This is a genomic window from Bartonella sp. B1099 (genome assembly GCF_944801835.1).
Lineage (GTDB): Bacteria > Pseudomonadota > Alphaproteobacteria > Rhizobiales > Rhizobiaceae > Bartonella.
Window position 1 is genome coordinate 748,583 of the sequence record NZ_CALYLN010000001.1, and the last position, 16,990, is coordinate 765,572.

The 16,990-nt window shown below is 37.7% G+C and carries 11 protein-coding genes and 1 pseudogene; 7 read left to right on the plus strand and 5 right to left on the minus strand.

What is annotated here, in order from left to right:
* Positions 1–19: 19 nt before the first annotated feature.
* Together NNJ73_RS03255 and NNJ73_RS03260 are read right to left on the minus strand one after the other, a co-directional pair.
* Positions 20–1,804 (minus strand): sensor histidine kinase, encoded by a 1,785-nt coding sequence (locus tag NNJ73_RS03255; protein ID WP_254492701.1) that lies wholly within the window; start codon positions 1,802–1,804, stop codon positions 20–22.
* Positions 1,805–1,843: 39 nt separating this feature from the next.
* Positions 1,844–2,566 carry a response regulator transcription factor gene (locus tag NNJ73_RS03260; RefSeq protein WP_005774392.1) on the minus strand — a complete coding sequence of 241 codons (723 nt, stop codon included), beginning with the start codon at positions 2,564–2,566 and terminating at the stop codon, positions 1,844–1,846.
* Between the two features lie 386 nt (positions 2,567–2,952).
* Between NNJ73_RS03260 and lysM the strand changes: the two genes are divergently transcribed.
* Positions 2,953–3,408 (plus strand): peptidoglycan-binding protein LysM, encoded by a 456-nt coding sequence (lysM, locus tag NNJ73_RS03265; RefSeq protein WP_254492702.1) that lies wholly within the window; start codon positions 2,953–2,955, stop codon positions 3,406–3,408.
* Between the two features lie 113 nt (positions 3,409–3,521).
* Here lysM and NNJ73_RS03270 read toward each other — a convergent pair whose 3' ends face one another.
* Complete coding sequence (locus NNJ73_RS03270; RefSeq protein WP_254492703.1) at positions 3,522–4,076, minus strand: copper chaperone PCu(A)C; 555 nt, start codon at positions 4,074–4,076, stop codon at positions 3,522–3,524.
* 1,025 nt (positions 4,077–5,101) lie between these two features.
* Here NNJ73_RS03270 and dnaK point away from each other — a divergent pair.
* Both dnaK and dnaJ read left to right on the plus strand, forming a co-directional pair.
* Positions 5,102–6,994, plus strand: coding sequence for a molecular chaperone DnaK (gene dnaK / locus NNJ73_RS03275; RefSeq protein ID WP_254492704.1), 1,893 nt, complete (start codon positions 5,102–5,104; stop codon positions 6,992–6,994).
* A gap of 158 nt (positions 6,995–7,152) precedes the next feature.
* Positions 7,153–8,295 carry a molecular chaperone DnaJ gene (gene dnaJ / locus NNJ73_RS03280; RefSeq protein WP_305883330.1) on the plus strand — a complete coding sequence of 381 codons (1,143 nt, stop codon included), beginning with the start codon at positions 7,153–7,155 and terminating at the stop codon, positions 8,293–8,295.
* 491 nt (positions 8,296–8,786) lie between these two features.
* On the opposite strand, the pseudogene NNJ73_RS03285 reads toward dnaJ, so the two are convergent.
* A pseudogene (locus tag NNJ73_RS03285) lies at positions 8,787–9,007 on the minus strand (Arm DNA-binding domain-containing protein); the annotation flags it as partial.
* A 1,110-nt stretch (positions 9,008–10,117) separates the two neighbouring features.
* Between NNJ73_RS03285 and argB the strand changes: the two are divergent.
* The 3 genes from argB (at position 10,118) to lepA (ending at position 14,584) form a co-directional block, all read left to right on the plus strand.
* On the plus strand, positions 10,118–11,023 hold the full coding sequence (gene argB, locus NNJ73_RS03290; RefSeq protein ID WP_254492706.1) for an acetylglutamate kinase: 906 nt from the start codon (positions 10,118–10,120) through the stop codon (positions 11,021–11,023).
* 32 nt (positions 11,024–11,055) lie between these two features.
* Positions 11,056–11,970, plus strand: a complete 915-nt coding sequence (locus NNJ73_RS03295; RefSeq protein ID WP_254492707.1) for a DMT family transporter — start codon at positions 11,056–11,058, stop codon at positions 11,968–11,970.
* Between the two features lie 808 nt (positions 11,971–12,778).
* Positions 12,779–14,584, plus strand: a complete 1,806-nt coding sequence (gene lepA / locus NNJ73_RS03300) for a translation elongation factor 4 (RefSeq protein WP_254492708.1) — start codon at positions 12,779–12,781, stop codon at positions 14,582–14,584.
* Between the two features lie 582 nt (positions 14,585–15,166).
* On the opposite strand, the gene dapD is transcribed toward lepA, so the two are convergent.
* Complete coding sequence (gene dapD, locus NNJ73_RS03305) at positions 15,167–16,015, minus strand: 2,3,4,5-tetrahydropyridine-2,6-dicarboxylate N-succinyltransferase (RefSeq protein ID WP_254492709.1); 849 nt, start codon at positions 16,013–16,015, stop codon at positions 15,167–15,169.
* Positions 16,016–16,121: 106 nt separating this feature from the next.
* Here dapD and NNJ73_RS03310 point away from each other — a divergent pair, with 106 nt between their 5' ends.
* Complete coding sequence (locus NNJ73_RS03310; RefSeq protein ID WP_254492710.1) at positions 16,122–16,985, plus strand: LOG family protein; 864 nt, start codon at positions 16,122–16,124, stop codon at positions 16,983–16,985.
* Positions 16,986–16,990 lie beyond the last annotated feature (5 nt).

The window sequence follows — 16,990 nt, forward strand, 5'->3', positions numbered from 1 at the left end:
CTTTACTTTGGGTAAAAGATTATTTAACGAGGGGAAGCATAATAATAAAACGTGCACCAGTTTTACATTTTCCAGGTGACGGATCAATAATATTTTCGGCTGTAATTGTCCCATTGTGGGCTTCGATGATTTGCCGACTAATAGAAAGACCAAGTCCAGAGTTTTGTCCAAAAGCATCTTCGTTGGGGCGATCAGTATAGAAACGTTCAAAAATACGTTCAATATTCTCTGAACGAATACCAGGGCCATTGTCTTCAATGGTTAAAATAAGAGTTGAAGCATGGCTTTTCATAGTAATGCAAATTTTGCCACGATTACGAGGAATAAAGGAACGTGCATTTTCAAGAAGATTGGAAATCACTTGCCCTAAACGGAGCTCATGTCCTAGCACAAGATAAGGTTTTCCATAAGGACGTGGGATAATATTCAGGCTTACATCGATGGTTTGTGCATTGCGGTATACTTCCTGAACGGCATGAACAAGACTTTCCAAAAGTGGTGTCATATCAACGATCTCTGCGGTTTCTCGTGCAAGTTCTGCATCGAGCCGCGATGCATCAGAAATATCTGTAATCAATCGATCAAGACGGCGCACATCATGTTGAATAATTTCAAGCAATTTTTCTTGTGCTTCTTCATTTTTCGCCAGAGGGAGGGTTTCAACAGCACTGCGGAGAGAAGTGAGAGGATTTTTTAATTCGTGGCTTACATCAGCCGCAAAGCGTTCAATGGCTTCAATACGCATATAAAGAGCATTGGTCATGTCACGAATAGAGGTTGAGAGATGACCAATTTCATCTTCACGCATTGAAAAATCAGGAATTTCTACACGCTGATTATTGCCATTCCGCACTCGGTTAGCAGATGCAGATAATTTGCTTAATGGATGGGCAATCGTATGGGCTAAAAAGAGCGAAAGAACCAAAAGTACACTGCCCACAACGGCAAAGACTTTGAATATAACCAGTCTTTCGGCTTTTACAATGTTATCAATATCGGAGCCAGTTGTTGAAAGAAGAAGAGCACCAACCACTGCGCGATAACGTTGAACAGGAACAGCAACAGAAACGATGAGTTGACCTTGTCTATTGCGTCTTTTGGCGGTAGCAAGAGATCCGTTTAATGCTCGGTAGACTTCTGGATAAGCAATACCACGGTTTTTTGTTTGTTCTCTATCAAGAACAATACCTTTGTCATAAAATGTGTTTGAATACCATGAAGTAAGACGATCCCATATATTTTGTTCTGTTTTAAGGGGGGGTAAATCATATCTAAAAACGTCTCCACTCGAATAAAGAACCCGCGAATCAAGAAGTAAAGTAGCATCACGATCATAGATACGTGCTCGTGTCGTTTTAGGTGTGATGAGACGTCGTAAAAGAGGGGCAACTTGCTCAGGGTTAATGGGAAAATCCCAAGAGTCGGTTGATTGAGGGGCGGGTGTAACGCTTTCACCAGCCTGTAACTCTAAGAGTTTTTGGGGGTCAATCAGGATAGAGTTTGTATCTACTGTTGCAGAAGCAGCAATGGCCCCAGCAATAATTTTTCCTTGGGTACATAAACTTTTAATTTTTGCTTCAATGAGACCATCGCGAAATTGGTTAAGGTATAAAATGCCTGTAACCAGAACGGCAAGGGCAGCAATGTTTAAGATAACAATGCGGCGTGTGAGACTGGAAAAAAGCAATTGTCTAAAGAGACGTTGTATTCGAAGGTGTAAACGAGCAAACATAAGAAATGGCGCTGAGGATATACCGTTAGGGGCTGTTTTTTTTAAAGTTTCCAGTTGAGAATTGTCTGTCATCGATTTGATTGCCGTTCAAATTTTTGCGACAAAGCAGTTTTACACCTCGTGAAAGCGATAACCTACACCATAAAGTGTTTCAATCATTGCAAAATCATCATCCACTTGTTTAAATTTTTTACGCAGACGTTTAATATGACTATCAATGGTGCGATCATCTACGTAGACCTGATCACTATAGGCAGCATCCATTAAGGCATCACGACTTTTTACAACGCCTGGTCTTTGTGCGAGGGTTTGCAGAATCAAAAATTCCGTAACAGTTAAAATAACAGGTTTATCTTTCCAAGTACAGGTATGACGTTCTTGATCCATTACAAGATCTCCACGTTTGAGAGAAGAGGTGGAAGAAGTTCCTGTAGAAAGTGGTTGGTTCCGTGCATTGGAACGGCGCAAAATAGCTTTCACGCGCTCGATGAGAAGACGTTGGGAGAAAGGTTTCGTAATAAAATCATCAGCTCCCATTTTGAGACCAAATAATTCATCAATTTCATCATCTTTGGAGGTAAGAAAAATAACGGGAAGATCAGATTTTTGACGTAAACGACGCAAGAGCTCCATCCCATCCATTCGGGGCATTTTAATATCAAAAATAGCTAAATGTGGGGGGTGAAGTGTGAGACCTTTGAGTGCAGATGCTCCATCTGTATAGCTTTCAACCCGATATCCTTCTGTCTCAAGCGCAAAAGATAGAGATGTCAAAATATTGCGATCATCATCAACAAGTACAATCGTTTGCGTGATTGTTGGTGTATCTTTCATGGTTTCTTAGACCTTTCTATTGCTGCGGTAGCAAATTACCCACACTTATTTATATGGGAGTTCACATTTTTTTTGCAAAACAAATATGATACAAATTGTAGCAAAGTAAAAAACCTTTTGTTATTCCTGTAAAATCTTGTTTTGCTTTCATAATTTATAATGTTTCTCCGTCTATTAAGATCCCTTCGTTTGAGAGAAAATTTGCATAAAGGCTTTTTTTATTAAAATTTATTGCAAAGTTTATTCTTGTCTTTGTCCCAAAATTGAACATGTTTAGTTTTGATTGTTGAAGTTTAGAAAATCCACCTATGTGTTTTAAGAGCAAAGACAAGAATGTGGCAATATATGCACAAAAATTTGTTTCTGCTACACGAAAGGAGGTCATAATGGGATTTTTTAATTTCATTAAAACTGTAGGGGAAAAGTTAGGTATAGGGGAGCATGAGCCAAAGGAAAAAGACTTTAAGTCCGCATTTGATCGTTTTCAACTTGATACAGAAAAAGTCAATATTCAAGTTGAAGATGGTAAAGCTATTTTAAGCGGTGAGGTTCCAGATAGGGAAACACTTGAAAAAGCACTTCTGGTTGTTGGTAATTCACAAGGTATTTCTTCTGTGGATGTTGAGCAATTAAAGGTTATCGATACGACTCCTAAAAAAACGTCTCGTTTTTATGAGGTTAAGTCTGGTGATAATCTTTGGAAAATTGCTGAAGAAGTTTATGGAAAAGGGCAAGGGAATAAAAACACATTTATTTTTGAAGCCAATAAACCAATGCTAAAATCTCCTGATAAAATTTATCCTGGACAAGTTTTACGTATTCCTGAAGTTGATCATCTTTGATGCCTCAAAGAGGATAATTTTTTGCTTATGTTATGGCATTAAACAAAATGAAGAAGCGTAAACAATTTCACGCTTCTTCATTTTATAAAATGTGTGTCTATAATAAAAAGGGCTTAATGAGCAGGAGTGGATTTGGAAGGTGAGGTTGTTTTCATAGCGTTTACAGAGAAATCAACATCAATGGTTCCTGCGTTCTCAAATGTCAATTTTGCGCTAATTTTATCACCTAGCTTGAAGGGTTGTGAAAGCCCCATAAACATAATATGATCACCCCCGGGCTTGAGTGTGACTTCGCCATTTCCCGGAATTTCAATGCCATTATGCATTTTTTCCATTTTCATAATATCATTAACAACGGCCATAGTGTGCATTTCTGTTGTTTTTACGCCGTTTGTGGAAATAGAAACTAAACGATCTGGGGTATTACTGTGATTAATAATATAAAAATAACCGCTACTAACTTTTGCACCTTTAGGTGTTTCGCGTACCCAAGGATTGAGAATTTCTATGTCACCAAGTTTATATTGCTGAGCACTTGCTGGTAGGGTTACACCAGCAAAAAGAAGAGCACACACGATACTTGCGATAACCTTTTTATACGGAAATAGTGCATGTATTGTATTCTTAAAGATGAGATTTGTTATTTTCTTAATAATAGATGTTACCATTGATTCACCCTCCTTCATAAGACTCACAATTTAAATTGTTTTTTTATTTTAGCAGATTTTTTATTTAAAATAAAAGCAAAGAATTACTAAAATAAAATTGATTTAATATGAGAATAGAAATCATAGAATTCTTGAATATTAAAGAAAGAAAGTCATGTTTACAAAGGCAAAACATCTCGCAACATTTCTGTGTTCATCTCACAAAAGTATTTGTAAATGCTAAAAATTTACGATCCACTATTATTCTACTGAATAAAGATACAATACAGAAAGATCATAAACTTTATAAACTCTTAGCGTTACGACAGCTCTTGGTACTTTAAAGCGTTTATACAGAGGCATTATTATATATTTTCGAATTTTAGAAGGATACAGTTAAGAAAAAGCTTTTTCGGTGAATTTAAAGCACAGCTTTCAAATAGTAATGAACGATGAGTCTATTAGAAGAAGAATTTTGTAAGAGGAGATCGATCAAAGATATCGTTATCAATATGAGCATTTGGAAAAGTACCGTTTAATACTTGAAGGAGGTTTATAAAAAATAGGTTCATAAGATATGATGGCTATTTTATAGTCTTAAGGAAGGTTTATACTATTTTATGAGATAAGTATTCGCCTTTAAGCGATATTTTTAAAAAGCTTTTGTGTCAGTATTTCTTACTTCATGATGAGAGATCAAGAGCGCGTGTTCAATGATTCTTTTTATTTTTATAGACAGATATGTTTGTTGAGAATTGCGGGAAAAATATATGATGATCTCGAGTCTTTCATAAATATGGTATTTATGGGTTATTAGAGTGCCTATTTTAAAAGAAATTTTTTATTTTGGAGATGTTTCTCTCATTATTCTCTTGTAGCAATAAAATCCTGTTCTTATATACGGGACAGCGAGGCTTGTTGGCGACTTGCGATTTATTATTATTTATGTTGCTTGAAGCAGAATACGGGCTTTGAGTGTTATGAGGAGCTATCTTAAAAAGATGCTTTATGAAGGTTGAGGTAGCTTGCTGAATGGAGATTATAATATGGCAAAAGTAATTGGTATTGATTTGGGGACGACGAACTCTTGTGTGGCTGTTATGGATGGCAAAAACGCAAAAGTTATCGAAAACTCAGAAGGAGCGCGGACAACACCTTCCGTTGTTGCCTTTACGGATGGGGGAGAGCGGCTTGTTGGACAGCCTGCTAAACGTCAGGCAGTCACAAACCCTGAAGGGACAGTTTTTGCAGTGAAACGTTTGATAGGTCGCCGTTTTGATGACCCTATGGTTGAAAAAGATAAAGCACTTGTGCCTTATAAAATTGTTAAAGGTGACAATGGCGATGCATGGGTTGAAGAAGCGGGTAAGAAATATTCTCCATCGCAAATTTCAGCGATGATTCTGCAAAAGATGAAAGAAACAGCTGAATCTTATCTTGGTGAAAAAGTTGAGCAAGCAGTTATTACCGTTCCTGCTTATTTTAATGATGCACAACGTCAAGCGACTAAAGATGCGGGTAAAATTGCTGGACTTGAAGTTTTACGGATTATTAATGAGCCAACTGCTGCTGCTTTAGCTTATGGTTTAGACAAAAAGGACGGCAAAACAATTGCTGTTTACGACCTTGGTGGTGGTACATTTGATATTTCAGTCCTTGAAATTGGAGATGGTGTTTTTGAAGTTAAATCAACCAATGGAGATACATTCTTAGGGGGTGAAGACTTTGACATGCGCTTGGTTGGCTATTTTGCCGATGAATTCAAAAAAGAGCAAGGAATTGATCTGAAAAATGATAAACTTGCTTTACAGCGTTTAAAAGAAGCGGCAGAAAAAGCAAAGATTGAGCTTTCTTCATCACAGCAAACAGAAATCAATTTACCATTTATCACGGCAGATCAATCAGGTCCCAAGCACTTAACAATGAAATTGACTCGGGCAAAATTTGAATCGCTCGTTGATGATTTAGTGCAGCGTACCATAGAGCCTTGTAAAGCTGCATTGAAAGATGCTGGATTAAAGGCTGGTGAGATTGACGAAGTTGTTTTGGTGGGTGGTATGACGCGTATGCCCAAGATTCAGCAAGTTGTGCAGAACTTCTTTGGCAAGGATCCACATAAAGGTGTTAATCCCGATGAAGTGGTTGCGATGGGTGCTGCCATCCAAGGGGGCGTTTTACAAGGCGATGTTAAGGACGTGTTGCTGCTCGATGTAACACCTTTATCCTTAGGGATTGAAACATTGGGGGGCGTTTTCACACGTCTCATTGAGCGCAATACCACGATTCCGACGAAAAAATCGCAAGTTTTTTCAACAGCTGATGATAACCAGAGTGCTGTAACGATTCGCGTTTTCCAAGGTGAACGGGAAATGGCCAGTGATAATAAGTTATTGGCTCAATTTGATCTTGTTGGTATTCCTCCAGCACCGCGTGGTATACCGCAAATTGAAGTTACTTTTGATATTGACGCGAATGGTATTGTTAATGTTTCGGCCAAAGATAAGGGAACAGGTAAAGAGCATCAAATTCGTATTCAGGCATCAGGTGGTTTAAGTGATGCTGATATTGAAAAAATGGTGCAGGATGCAGAAGAGCACGCGGCTGAAGATAAAAAACGCCGTGAAGGTGTTGAAGCCAGAAATCAAGCGGAGGCTCTTATTCATTCAACTGAAAAGTCACTCAATGAATATGGCGATAAAGTATCAGCTGAAGAAAAGGGGCAGATTGAAACAGCAATATCTGATTTGAAATCTGCGCTTGAAGGCAGTGATACGGAAGAAATAACAACAAAGATGCAAAAATTAGCAGAAGTCAGTATGAAGCTTGGGCAGGCTATGTATGAAGCGTCACAAGCAGCGAGCGCTGACACTGAAACAGAGACAAAGAATGATGATGTTGTCGATGCTGATTTTGAAGAAGTTAATGATAAGAAGAAATAGTGTCAGCATGTGTGTTGATTAATTTATAAACCCGGCCTTTGAAATATAAGGCTGGGCTTTATTATTTGAGATAAGTTGCAAGTTTGTTGCTAAAAATATAAATTAAAAGTGATATTATCCATAAAGGTGGATGATAGAAAAACTATCAGGAATACATGATGAAGGTTGACTATTATGAAGTTCTTGGCGTGACTCGTGAATGTGATGATAAAAAATTGAAATCTGCTTTTCGTAAATTGGCAATGCAATATCATCCTGATCGCAACGCCGGGGATAAAGAGGCAGAGCGAAAATTCAAAGAAATTGGCGAAGCCTATGAAGTTCTTAAAGATCCCCAAAAGCGTGCTGCTTATGACCGATTTGGTCATGCGGCTTTTGAAAATAGCAGTGGTCAAGGGGGAGGCAATCCCTTTAGCGGTTTTGCTGCTGGTGGTGGATTTGCTGATATTTTTGAAGATTTTTTTGGTGAGATGATGGGAGGTGTGCACCGTAAGCGTGGTGATGGTCGCGAACGTGGTGCAGATTTGAGTTATAATATGGAAGTGACCTTAGAAGAGGCATTTTCAGGAAAAACTGCAGAAATTAATATTCCTAGTTCTGTCACGTGCGATGTTTGTGAAGGTTCAGGCGCGAGAAAGGGCTCTAGGCCGCAAGTTTGTGGAACATGTCATGGATCTGGTCGTGTGCGTGCTGCACAAGGTTTCTTTTCTATTGAGCGAACATGTCCTACATGTCATGGACGTGGTGAAACGATTACGGATCCATGCCCCAAATGTCAGGGGACACGACGCATAGAGAAAAAACGTTCATTAAGCGTGAATGTTCCAGCTGGTATTGAAGATGGGACGCGTATTCGTCTTTCTGGTGAGGGTGATGCTGGTATTCGTGGTGGTCCTAATGGTGATCTTTATATTTTCCTTTCTGTTAAACCGCATGAATTTTTTCAGCGAGAAGGAGCAGATCTTCACTGTCGTGTTCCTATTTCGATGGTAACAGCGGCTTTAGGAGGAGAGTTTGAAGTTTCTGACCTTGATGGTGTTAAAGCACGTGTTAAGATCCCAGAAGGGACACAAAATGGACGTCAATTCCGTCTTAAAGGCAAAGGCATGCCTATGTTGCGTCGTCAGCAAGCAAGGGGTGATCTTTATATCCATATCACGATTGAGACACCGCAGAAACTTACGCAAGAGCAACGTGAATTATTGCAAAAATTTGAAAAGCTTTCCAATCATGAGAATTCACCACAATCACATGGTTTTTTTTCACGGATGAAAGAATTTTTTGAAAATATTTCCGGTTAAAATAGGTGAATGTTTCCAGAGTACATGAGAAAATATTTTGGGAAGGTTATTTTCGTTAAACTTTCGATTGTTTTATTATCTTTGAGAAGCATTCTTTTGGTTTGAAAAGAAAAAAGAGAAACGATTAATTTAAGTGTAAGCTCCTGCTGCGCAGAGTTTTTTACATTTAATGAATTTTATGGATAAGCCTTGCTTTGAAATGCCTATAACATTTTAAAAAGAGCTTATCCATAGAAGGATACACTGAATGACTGATAATACCAGTGTTAATGGCATTTATCTTTTGTGCCATAAAAGATCGTCATTTAAGGCGGTAATACAAGCCACATAAGCCTCTTGCACACATGAAGTGTTTTTAGAAAGTGCAAGGTTCTTAGGCTTTTTTGTAGAGGCTTCAGTGAATAAATCACATGAGCGGCTATCAGGTGGAACCGACCCAGTAAGAATCCAGGTTATTTACAGACAAAATCTTTTACGAACATTTTTCTTTAAACAGAACGCCATTGGTTTGCCAATTCACGGGCTTGTTTTAAAGAAACATCTCTTAAGGCACCAAGCCCATTTCGCGACGACGCCCGTGAATGGTATAACGATAAAGCCATTGAGCACCACCATCTTTACGCTTATGAAGTAACAAGCCGGCACCATCATTATATTTGCCAGCCCCCAATGTTGCGACAGATCTTGCATTAAGCCGATTCATAAGAGCCATTTTTAGTCCTTTCTTATACAATTTTAACCCACACGCCAGCCCCGCTTTTGACGTGCAAGGGAGTGGTTTTGATTGATTCAACATAAACAGATTTGAAATGAGAGAATCTTACGTTATTCGGGACTCTCATTCAACACACAAAATAGTAAATTATCATTATAAATCAATATGTTGTACGAAAAAGAAAAGGTTCCAAATTTTGTGTTTATCTTTCTTGTCTATGATTTTTTACTCAAAACTCTTTTTAAAAGCTCCATCATAAAATTTTAAAATGGCAAAAACTGATCAAGTAAGGTTACAAAAGCTGTTGGGCAATCTATCTTATTCCCAATAATATAACCTCTCATGATCGATTGTATAAAGTGCTATTTTCATAGTCTTAACCTCAGCCCGCTTTAAAATATAGGGCATTTTATTCGGATAACGTTAAATTATGATTATAAATCAAATTATATTATAAGCTTTATATGGTGTTCATGTGTCAATTTCATTTTTAATGTGAAAACCAATGGTTTTGATTGATTTGTAATTTGAGAGTTAAAATGACAAAACATTCTTCTACCCAAATTTCTTATTTTTTTACGCTATAAAAATATAAATTATTATTATAAATCAGTTTATTATAACTCCCCATAACGTGCATTTTCGTAAATTATTTCATTGATATTTTCGAAAGTTCAATTTTAAATAAGATATAAATAAAGCAATTGAGCGATTTTTATGTCGGTGATATATTAACTTTATTATTATAAGAAAATTTTATTTTTATTTCACAAAATCAATGGTTGTATATATTCCTATTCATTGTTAAGTATCCACAAGGGTAAGCTAATAAGTTGACTGTACAGTGTAGCTTAAAAATTTTACTCTTCAATTTTATACATCAGATCATAAAATAATGACGTTTTTTGCGCTTATTTTATTTAATTTTTCGTTGCTAATTTTATTGAGGAAGTTGTTTTCTTGTTTCATCTCGTTATTACGTTTTCGTAATTTGAAGGAAATTTGACGATTTTCAGGGGGATAGATAGAGTAAAGCTTTGTTTTATTGTTTTCACTTTTCCTAAATTTCACTAAGGGATGGTAAAAAGTGATGAGGAGGCTCTATTAATGGATGATGCTAAAAACAGTGCTGTTGATGTTTTGGAAAAACAAGCAGCATTTTTATCGTCTGCTTTACCTTATATGCAAAAATACGAAAATGAAACAGTTGTTGTAAAATATGGCGGTCATGTTATGGGTGATCCCGCTTTGGGACGAGCATTTGCGCGTGATATTGCTCTATTAAAGCAATCGGGGATTAATCCTGTTGTTGTTCATGGTGGAGGGCCTCAGATTGCTGAAATTTTAATGAAAATGGGGATTGAATCACGATTTGAAAACGGTTTACGGGTAACCGATGAACGGATCGTTGAAGTGGTTGAAATGGTTTTGGCGGGTTCCATCAATAAGGAGATTGTTGCACTCATCAATGCTGAGGGTGAATGGGCAATAGGGTTGTGCGGAAAGGATGGCAATATGGTTTTTGCCGAAAAGGCTTATAGAACTGTCATTGATCCTGATTCGCATATTGAACGTGTTTTAGATTTGGGATTTGTGGGTGAACCTATTGAAGTTGATCGTACATTACTGGATCTATTAGCGTGTTCTGAAATGATACCAGTTCTTGCTCCTGTAGCTCCAGGTCGGGATGGTAAAACCTATAATATTAATGCTGATATTTTTGCTGGAGCTATTGCGGGTGCATTAGAAGCTAAACGTCTTTTATTTCTCACTGATGTTCCTGGTGTTTTGGATAAACAGGGTAAGCTTTTAAAAGAATTGACAGTTTCTGAAGCTGAGAAACTTATCAAAAATGGAACAATTTCAGGAGGCATGATTCCAAAAGTAGAGACTTGTGTGAAAGCCCTTCAAAATGGTGTGGAAGGTGTTGTCATTTTGAATGGAAAAACCCCTCATTCTGTTTTACTAGAGCTGTTTACTGAACAGGGAGTTGGAACGCTTATTGTTTCATAAATTGTGCGGAAAATTGGAGGAGAAGGTCTTTCATGACGAATATCAAACAGTTTAAATATCCTTTATTAAGCAAACCAGAATTGGCAATATTTGCTGCAACAATATTGTGGGGGATTACATTTTTAGTCATTCACATTGCAGTACGCTATAGCGGTCCTCTGTTTTTTGTTGGATTTCGTTTTATTGTTGCCTCCCTTATATGTGGAGCAATTTTTTGGCGCTCTATAAAAGGTATAACTGTTTATGAAGTTTTTGCTGGGATGGCAATTGGTTTATCCATGTTTTTGGGTTATGCTTTTCAAGCAGCTGGACTTCAAACGATTATTAGTAGTCAGTCGGCTTTTATCACAGCGCTTTATGTTCCGATGGTTCCAATCTTGCAATGGATTGTTTTTAAAAAACCTCCCCGTTTTGCCTGTTGGGTTGGTATTGTTTTTGCTTTTATTGGGCTTGTACTTGTTTCAGGACAAAAGCCAGGAAGTTTTGATTTTTCAAAAGGCGAAATTTTGACGTTATTGGGCGCTTTAGCGATTGCTGGAGAAGTCATACTCATCGGAATTTTTGCCAACAAGGTTGATAGTCGGCGTGTAACCATTATCCAGTTATTCTTTAGTGGTTTTTTTTCATTTTCTTGTATGCCTTTGATGGGTGAAAGCATTCCTGAATTTTCGTGGGTATGGTTTAGTATCGGTATGGGATTAGCATTAATGAGTGCTATTATTCAATTGGCGATGAATTGGGCACAAAAGTCTATTTCCCCTACGCGTGCAACACTCATTTACGCAGGTGAACCGGTGTGGGCTGGCATTGTTGGGCGTTTGGCTGGAGAGCATTTATCTCTTTTAGCTTTATTAGGTGGTTTGTTTATTCTGATTGGGATCATTGTTGCTGAATTACAACCTTCACAATGGCGTAAAAAAAGTAAAGCAATTGAAAAAATTGATTAGCGATGCACTTTTCCTATGATGATTTTATTGCATGCGTTTTTTGCTTGCAGCGTTTTCATTTAAATTACAAAACAATAAATGATCATTATAAATCAATATATTATCCAATTATTTGAAGAAAGTTAATGTTTTTATCTTTAACGGAGGAAGAAAGGAGTTGTACAAAAAGTACATAAAAACTCTATGCAATAGAGCTTATTTCTACAGTTTTAAACGTTAAAAAGAAAACGATCCCTTTCAACATACATTTATTTTATATAAGATTGCTAAAAAAGCAAATTATTGCATACAAATAAAAAGCATTTCTCGCAAATTTTATCGAAAGTTTAAGTGATATACGCGTCCACCCGATATTCATACAACATATTGATTTATAATGATAATATAACATTATTTATATTGAGTTAAAACTCTGAAGACTGTAAAATTTTCTCATTTCAAATGTTTTTCATGTTAAATCAATCCCAATCATTTGCTTACACGCCATAAGCGAGAGCCATGTGGTTAAAATTGCATAAAAAAGGCACGCCTTCTATAAATTCTTTCAAGTATCAAGGACTATCGCAACATTGGAGGTTGGAAAAGTGTGTGATGGTAGCGGCTTACCAGCCTATGAGTCATCAAACAAGATGCAAAAAGATCATTTTAGTCCCTTTGGTATTTAATTTATTAAATAAAAGCCTTATTTTTTATGCTATGAGAAGTTCATGTTTTGAAAGGCTGTTGGGGTTAATATTCTTTTGAAAGGTTCTCGATAAGACATAATTGGTCTTTGCGTTTTATATTATTCTTTGCTAAATCGCCTTATATGACAATAGATCGTAATTATATTCGTAATTTTTCCATCGTGGCGCATATTGATCACGGCAAGTCCACTTTAGCGGATCGTTTGATTCAAATAACAGGGGGGCTTGACACACGTGAGATGAAAGAACAAGTGCTCGATTCCATGGATATTGAGCGCGAACGTGGAATTACTATTAAAGCACAAACAGTACGTTTACACTATAAAGCACAGGATGGTGAGACCTATATTTTAAATCTTATGGATACACCAGGTCATGTGGATTTTGCTTATGAAGTTTCGCGGTCACTGGCAGCTTGTGAAGGTTCTCTGTTGGTGGTAGATGCGAGCCAAGGGGTGGAAGCACAGACATTAGCAAATGTTTATCAAGCCATTGATAATTCCCATGAATTGGTTGTTGTACTCAATAAAGTTGACCTTCCAGCAGCAGAACCTGAGCGTGTTAAAGAACAAATTGAAGATGTGATAGGCATTGATACATCTGGGGCCGTGGAAATATCAGCGAAAACAGGTTTGGGTGTCCCTGATGTTTTGGAGGCAATTGTTACACAATTACCCCCTCCACGTACAGGCGATGGTGCAAATCCCTTGAAGGCAATGTTGGTTGATAGTTGGTATGATGCATATCTTGGTGTCATCGTTTTAGTGCGAGTCATTGATGGTGTGTTAAAAAAAGGCCAAACCATTCGTATGATGGGGACAGGGGCAAAATATCCTGTTGAGCGCGTTGGGGTGTTTACACCTAAAATGGTGCAGGTTGATGAATTAGGACCAGGTGAGATTGGTTTTATCACTGCTTCTATCAAAGAGGTTGCCGATACACGGGTTGGCGATACGATTACTGAAGAGCGTCGTCCTTGTGAAAATGTTTTACCTGGTTTTAAGCCTGCGCAACCAGTTGTCTTTTGTGGACTTTTTCCAATTGATGCTGCCGATTTTGATGATTTGCGTGCAGCCATGGGCAAATTACGCTTAAATGATGCGAGTTTTTCTTTTGAAATGGAAACATCTGCGGCTTTGGGGTTTGGTTTTCGGTGTGGTTTTTTAGGGCTTCTTCATCTTGAAATTATTCAAGAGCGGTTAGAGCGTGAGTTTAATTTGGATTTAATCGCGACAGCACCCTCGGTTGTTTATCGTATGAATATGAATGATGGTTCTGTTAAAGAGTTGCACAATCCAGCAGATATGCCTGATGTGGTTAAAATTTCTTCTATCGAAGAACCGTGGATCCGAGCGACAATCATGACTCCTGATAATTATCTTGGGTCAATTTTAGAGCTGTGCCAAGAGCGGCGTGGAATACAGGTTGGTTTATCCTATGTTGGAACGCGTGCTATGGTGACGTATGATTTACCACTCAATGAAGTTGTTTTTGATTTTTATGATCGCTTAAAATCGATCTCAAAGGGGTATGCTTCTTTTGATTATCAGATGAGGGATTATGCCGAGGGGGATTTAGTTAAAATGTCTATTTTGGTGAATGGAGAATCTATAGATGCATTGTCGATGCTTGTGCACCGCACGATTGCGGAAAAGCGTGGGCGTTCCATGTGTGAAAAACTGAAAGATCTTATTCCCCAGCATATGTTTCAGATTCCAATTCAAGCGGCTATTGGTGGTAAAGTTATAGCGCGCGAAACAATTCGTGCTTTGCGTAAAGATGTAACAGCAAAATGTTACGGGGGCGATGTGACACGTAAGCGTAAACTGTTGGAAAAGCAAAAAGAAGGTAAAAAACGGATGCGCCAATTTGGAAAGGTAGAAATTCCTCAGTCAGCTTTTATTCAAGCCCTTAAAATGAATAAATAACGAAAAAAGGCGTATTTTCCTCATTAGATTGCGCTTTTGCTTTTGTTGATTGTTCAGGTTCTTAAAGAGTGCTTCTTAAATGGCAATTTCTCAGTCCTCACATTTTTGGGTATAGTGTGTTTTTTCATTGTGTTACGTTGCTCACGTAAAATGGAATGCTTTAAACAAAATACATTGGTGTTGCATATTGGCTCCCTTTTTTTTAAGAAATATCTCTCAATACACCCGATCTCATTTCACAATGGTATTTGTCAAAAGGATAATCTAAAGCCTCCGTAAATGACATAAAACCCATTTGGCATGATCATCTTTACATGTCATAAAGACGCGTGCTGCTATCATCATACTTTTTGCGCATTCAAAATGTTATGATAGCTCTTGGTGTTTGAGAGCGTTCATTAAGGACATTTTTACTCTGTGTATTAAGGTGTGTCTTACTCATACACTTCTTACGTTTGTGATGTGCAAGGAAATGAGAGCGATTAATTCAATATGCAAGGATTTGAAATAAGAGACTCCTTGTATTTGAGGGTGTTATTCAAGTTGAAAAACAATAAATGACATTATCAATCAACATGGTATCTAATCACGTAAAAGCTCGTTAATGGATGTTTTTTCGCGTGTTTTTTGATCAACACGTTTTACAATAACAGCACAATAAAGGTTTGGGCCTGTTTCACCATTAGGGAGTGGTTTTCCAGGAAGAGACCCCGGTACAACAACTGAATAGGCTGGTACTTCACCGATAAAAATTTCCCCTGTTGTACGATCAATAATCTTTGTAGACTTCCCAATAAAGACTCCCATGCCTAAAACAGCACCTTCACGAATAATACAGCCTTCAACAACTTCAGAGCGAGCGCCAATAAAGCAATGGTCTTCAATAATTGTTGGATTTGCTTGCAGAGGTTCCAAAACGCCACCAATACCAACACCACCAGCAAGATGAACATGTTTGCCAATTTGTGCACAAGAACCAACGGTTGTCCAGGTATCAACCATTGTTCCTTCATCGACAAAAGCACCAAGATTGATAAAGGATGGCATGAGTATGACGTTTGGTGCAATATAGGCAGAATGACGTGCAATTGCTCCAGGAACGGAACGAAACCCCGCTTTTTGAAAATCATTTTCTTTCCAACCAGAAAATTTTGAGGGAACTTTATCCCACCAATGTGTTCCATTGATTCCACCAGCAATAATTTGCATTGGGTTTAGCCGAAAAGAGAGCAAAACAGCTTTTTTCAACCATTGATGAACATGCCATTGTCCATTTTTTTGCCGTTCTGCAACACGGATTTCACCTTTATCAAGAAGGTTCAATGTGTGTTCGACACTCTCACGAATTTCGCCTTTTGTGGTAGTATTGACAGAATCGCGATCATCAAATGCTTTTTCGATAATGATTTCAAGTTGTGTGAGATGGGTCATGACGAGAGTTCCGTTAAACAAGTTGAAAGCTTCAAGATTTATTCTCTATGACCTACGCGAAGAAATGTTTTCAGTCAATAAAACGATGAGAAAGTAGGACATGTGCATGAAAAAAGGCTGTAAAGAAAAAAGAAAAGAAGAACAAGAAAATTGGACACCACTTCTTCACACGAGAGAAGCTCTCCAACAGATCCATAAAGTTTCTAATTCAGCACAAATGTGTTCACCTACTTATCGTTTAGCCTATATCGATCAAGATTTTATGATGCGACCAGAGCTGCGCTCACAACGTATTGGTCTTGAATTTTTAAAGCCAGAGATAACACTTAAAGAATATAATATTCAATCAACAGTTGTTTTGTTTGGTGGTGCACGTATTCCTGAACCCGGGCAAGCAGCGTGGGCTGCAAAAAATGAAATACAAAAGAAAAACTTGCATGCTATGTCGCATTATTACGATGAAGCCAGAGAATTTGCACGTTTGTGTTCCCTTTATTCAGCGAAAACAGAATATCGTGAATTTGTGATTGTTACAGGGGGCGGACCAGGGATCATGGAAGCAGGAAATCGTGGTGCTTGTGATGTTGGTGCTCCAACAGTTGGCTTAAATATTATTTTACCGCATGAGCAAGAGCCTAATGCATATGTGTCTCCGCATTTGTGTTTCAATTTTCACTATTTGGGGATGCGAAAAATGCATTTTTTAGTACGAGCGAAAGCATTAGCTATTTTCCCTGGAGGATTTGGGACCTTGGATGAGTTGTTTGAAACGTTAACCTTAATACAAACAGGGCGTATGAAACAGGTACCAATTTTATTGTTTGGCAAAGAATTTTGGAGCAATGCGGTCAATTTTGAATATTTAGCTTCGCAAGGTACAATTGCTCCTACGGATGTTAATTTGGTGAAATTTGTCAATACAGCAGCAGAAGCTTTCAAAGAAATTCGTTCTTTTTATAAACTGCCTTAATTGTT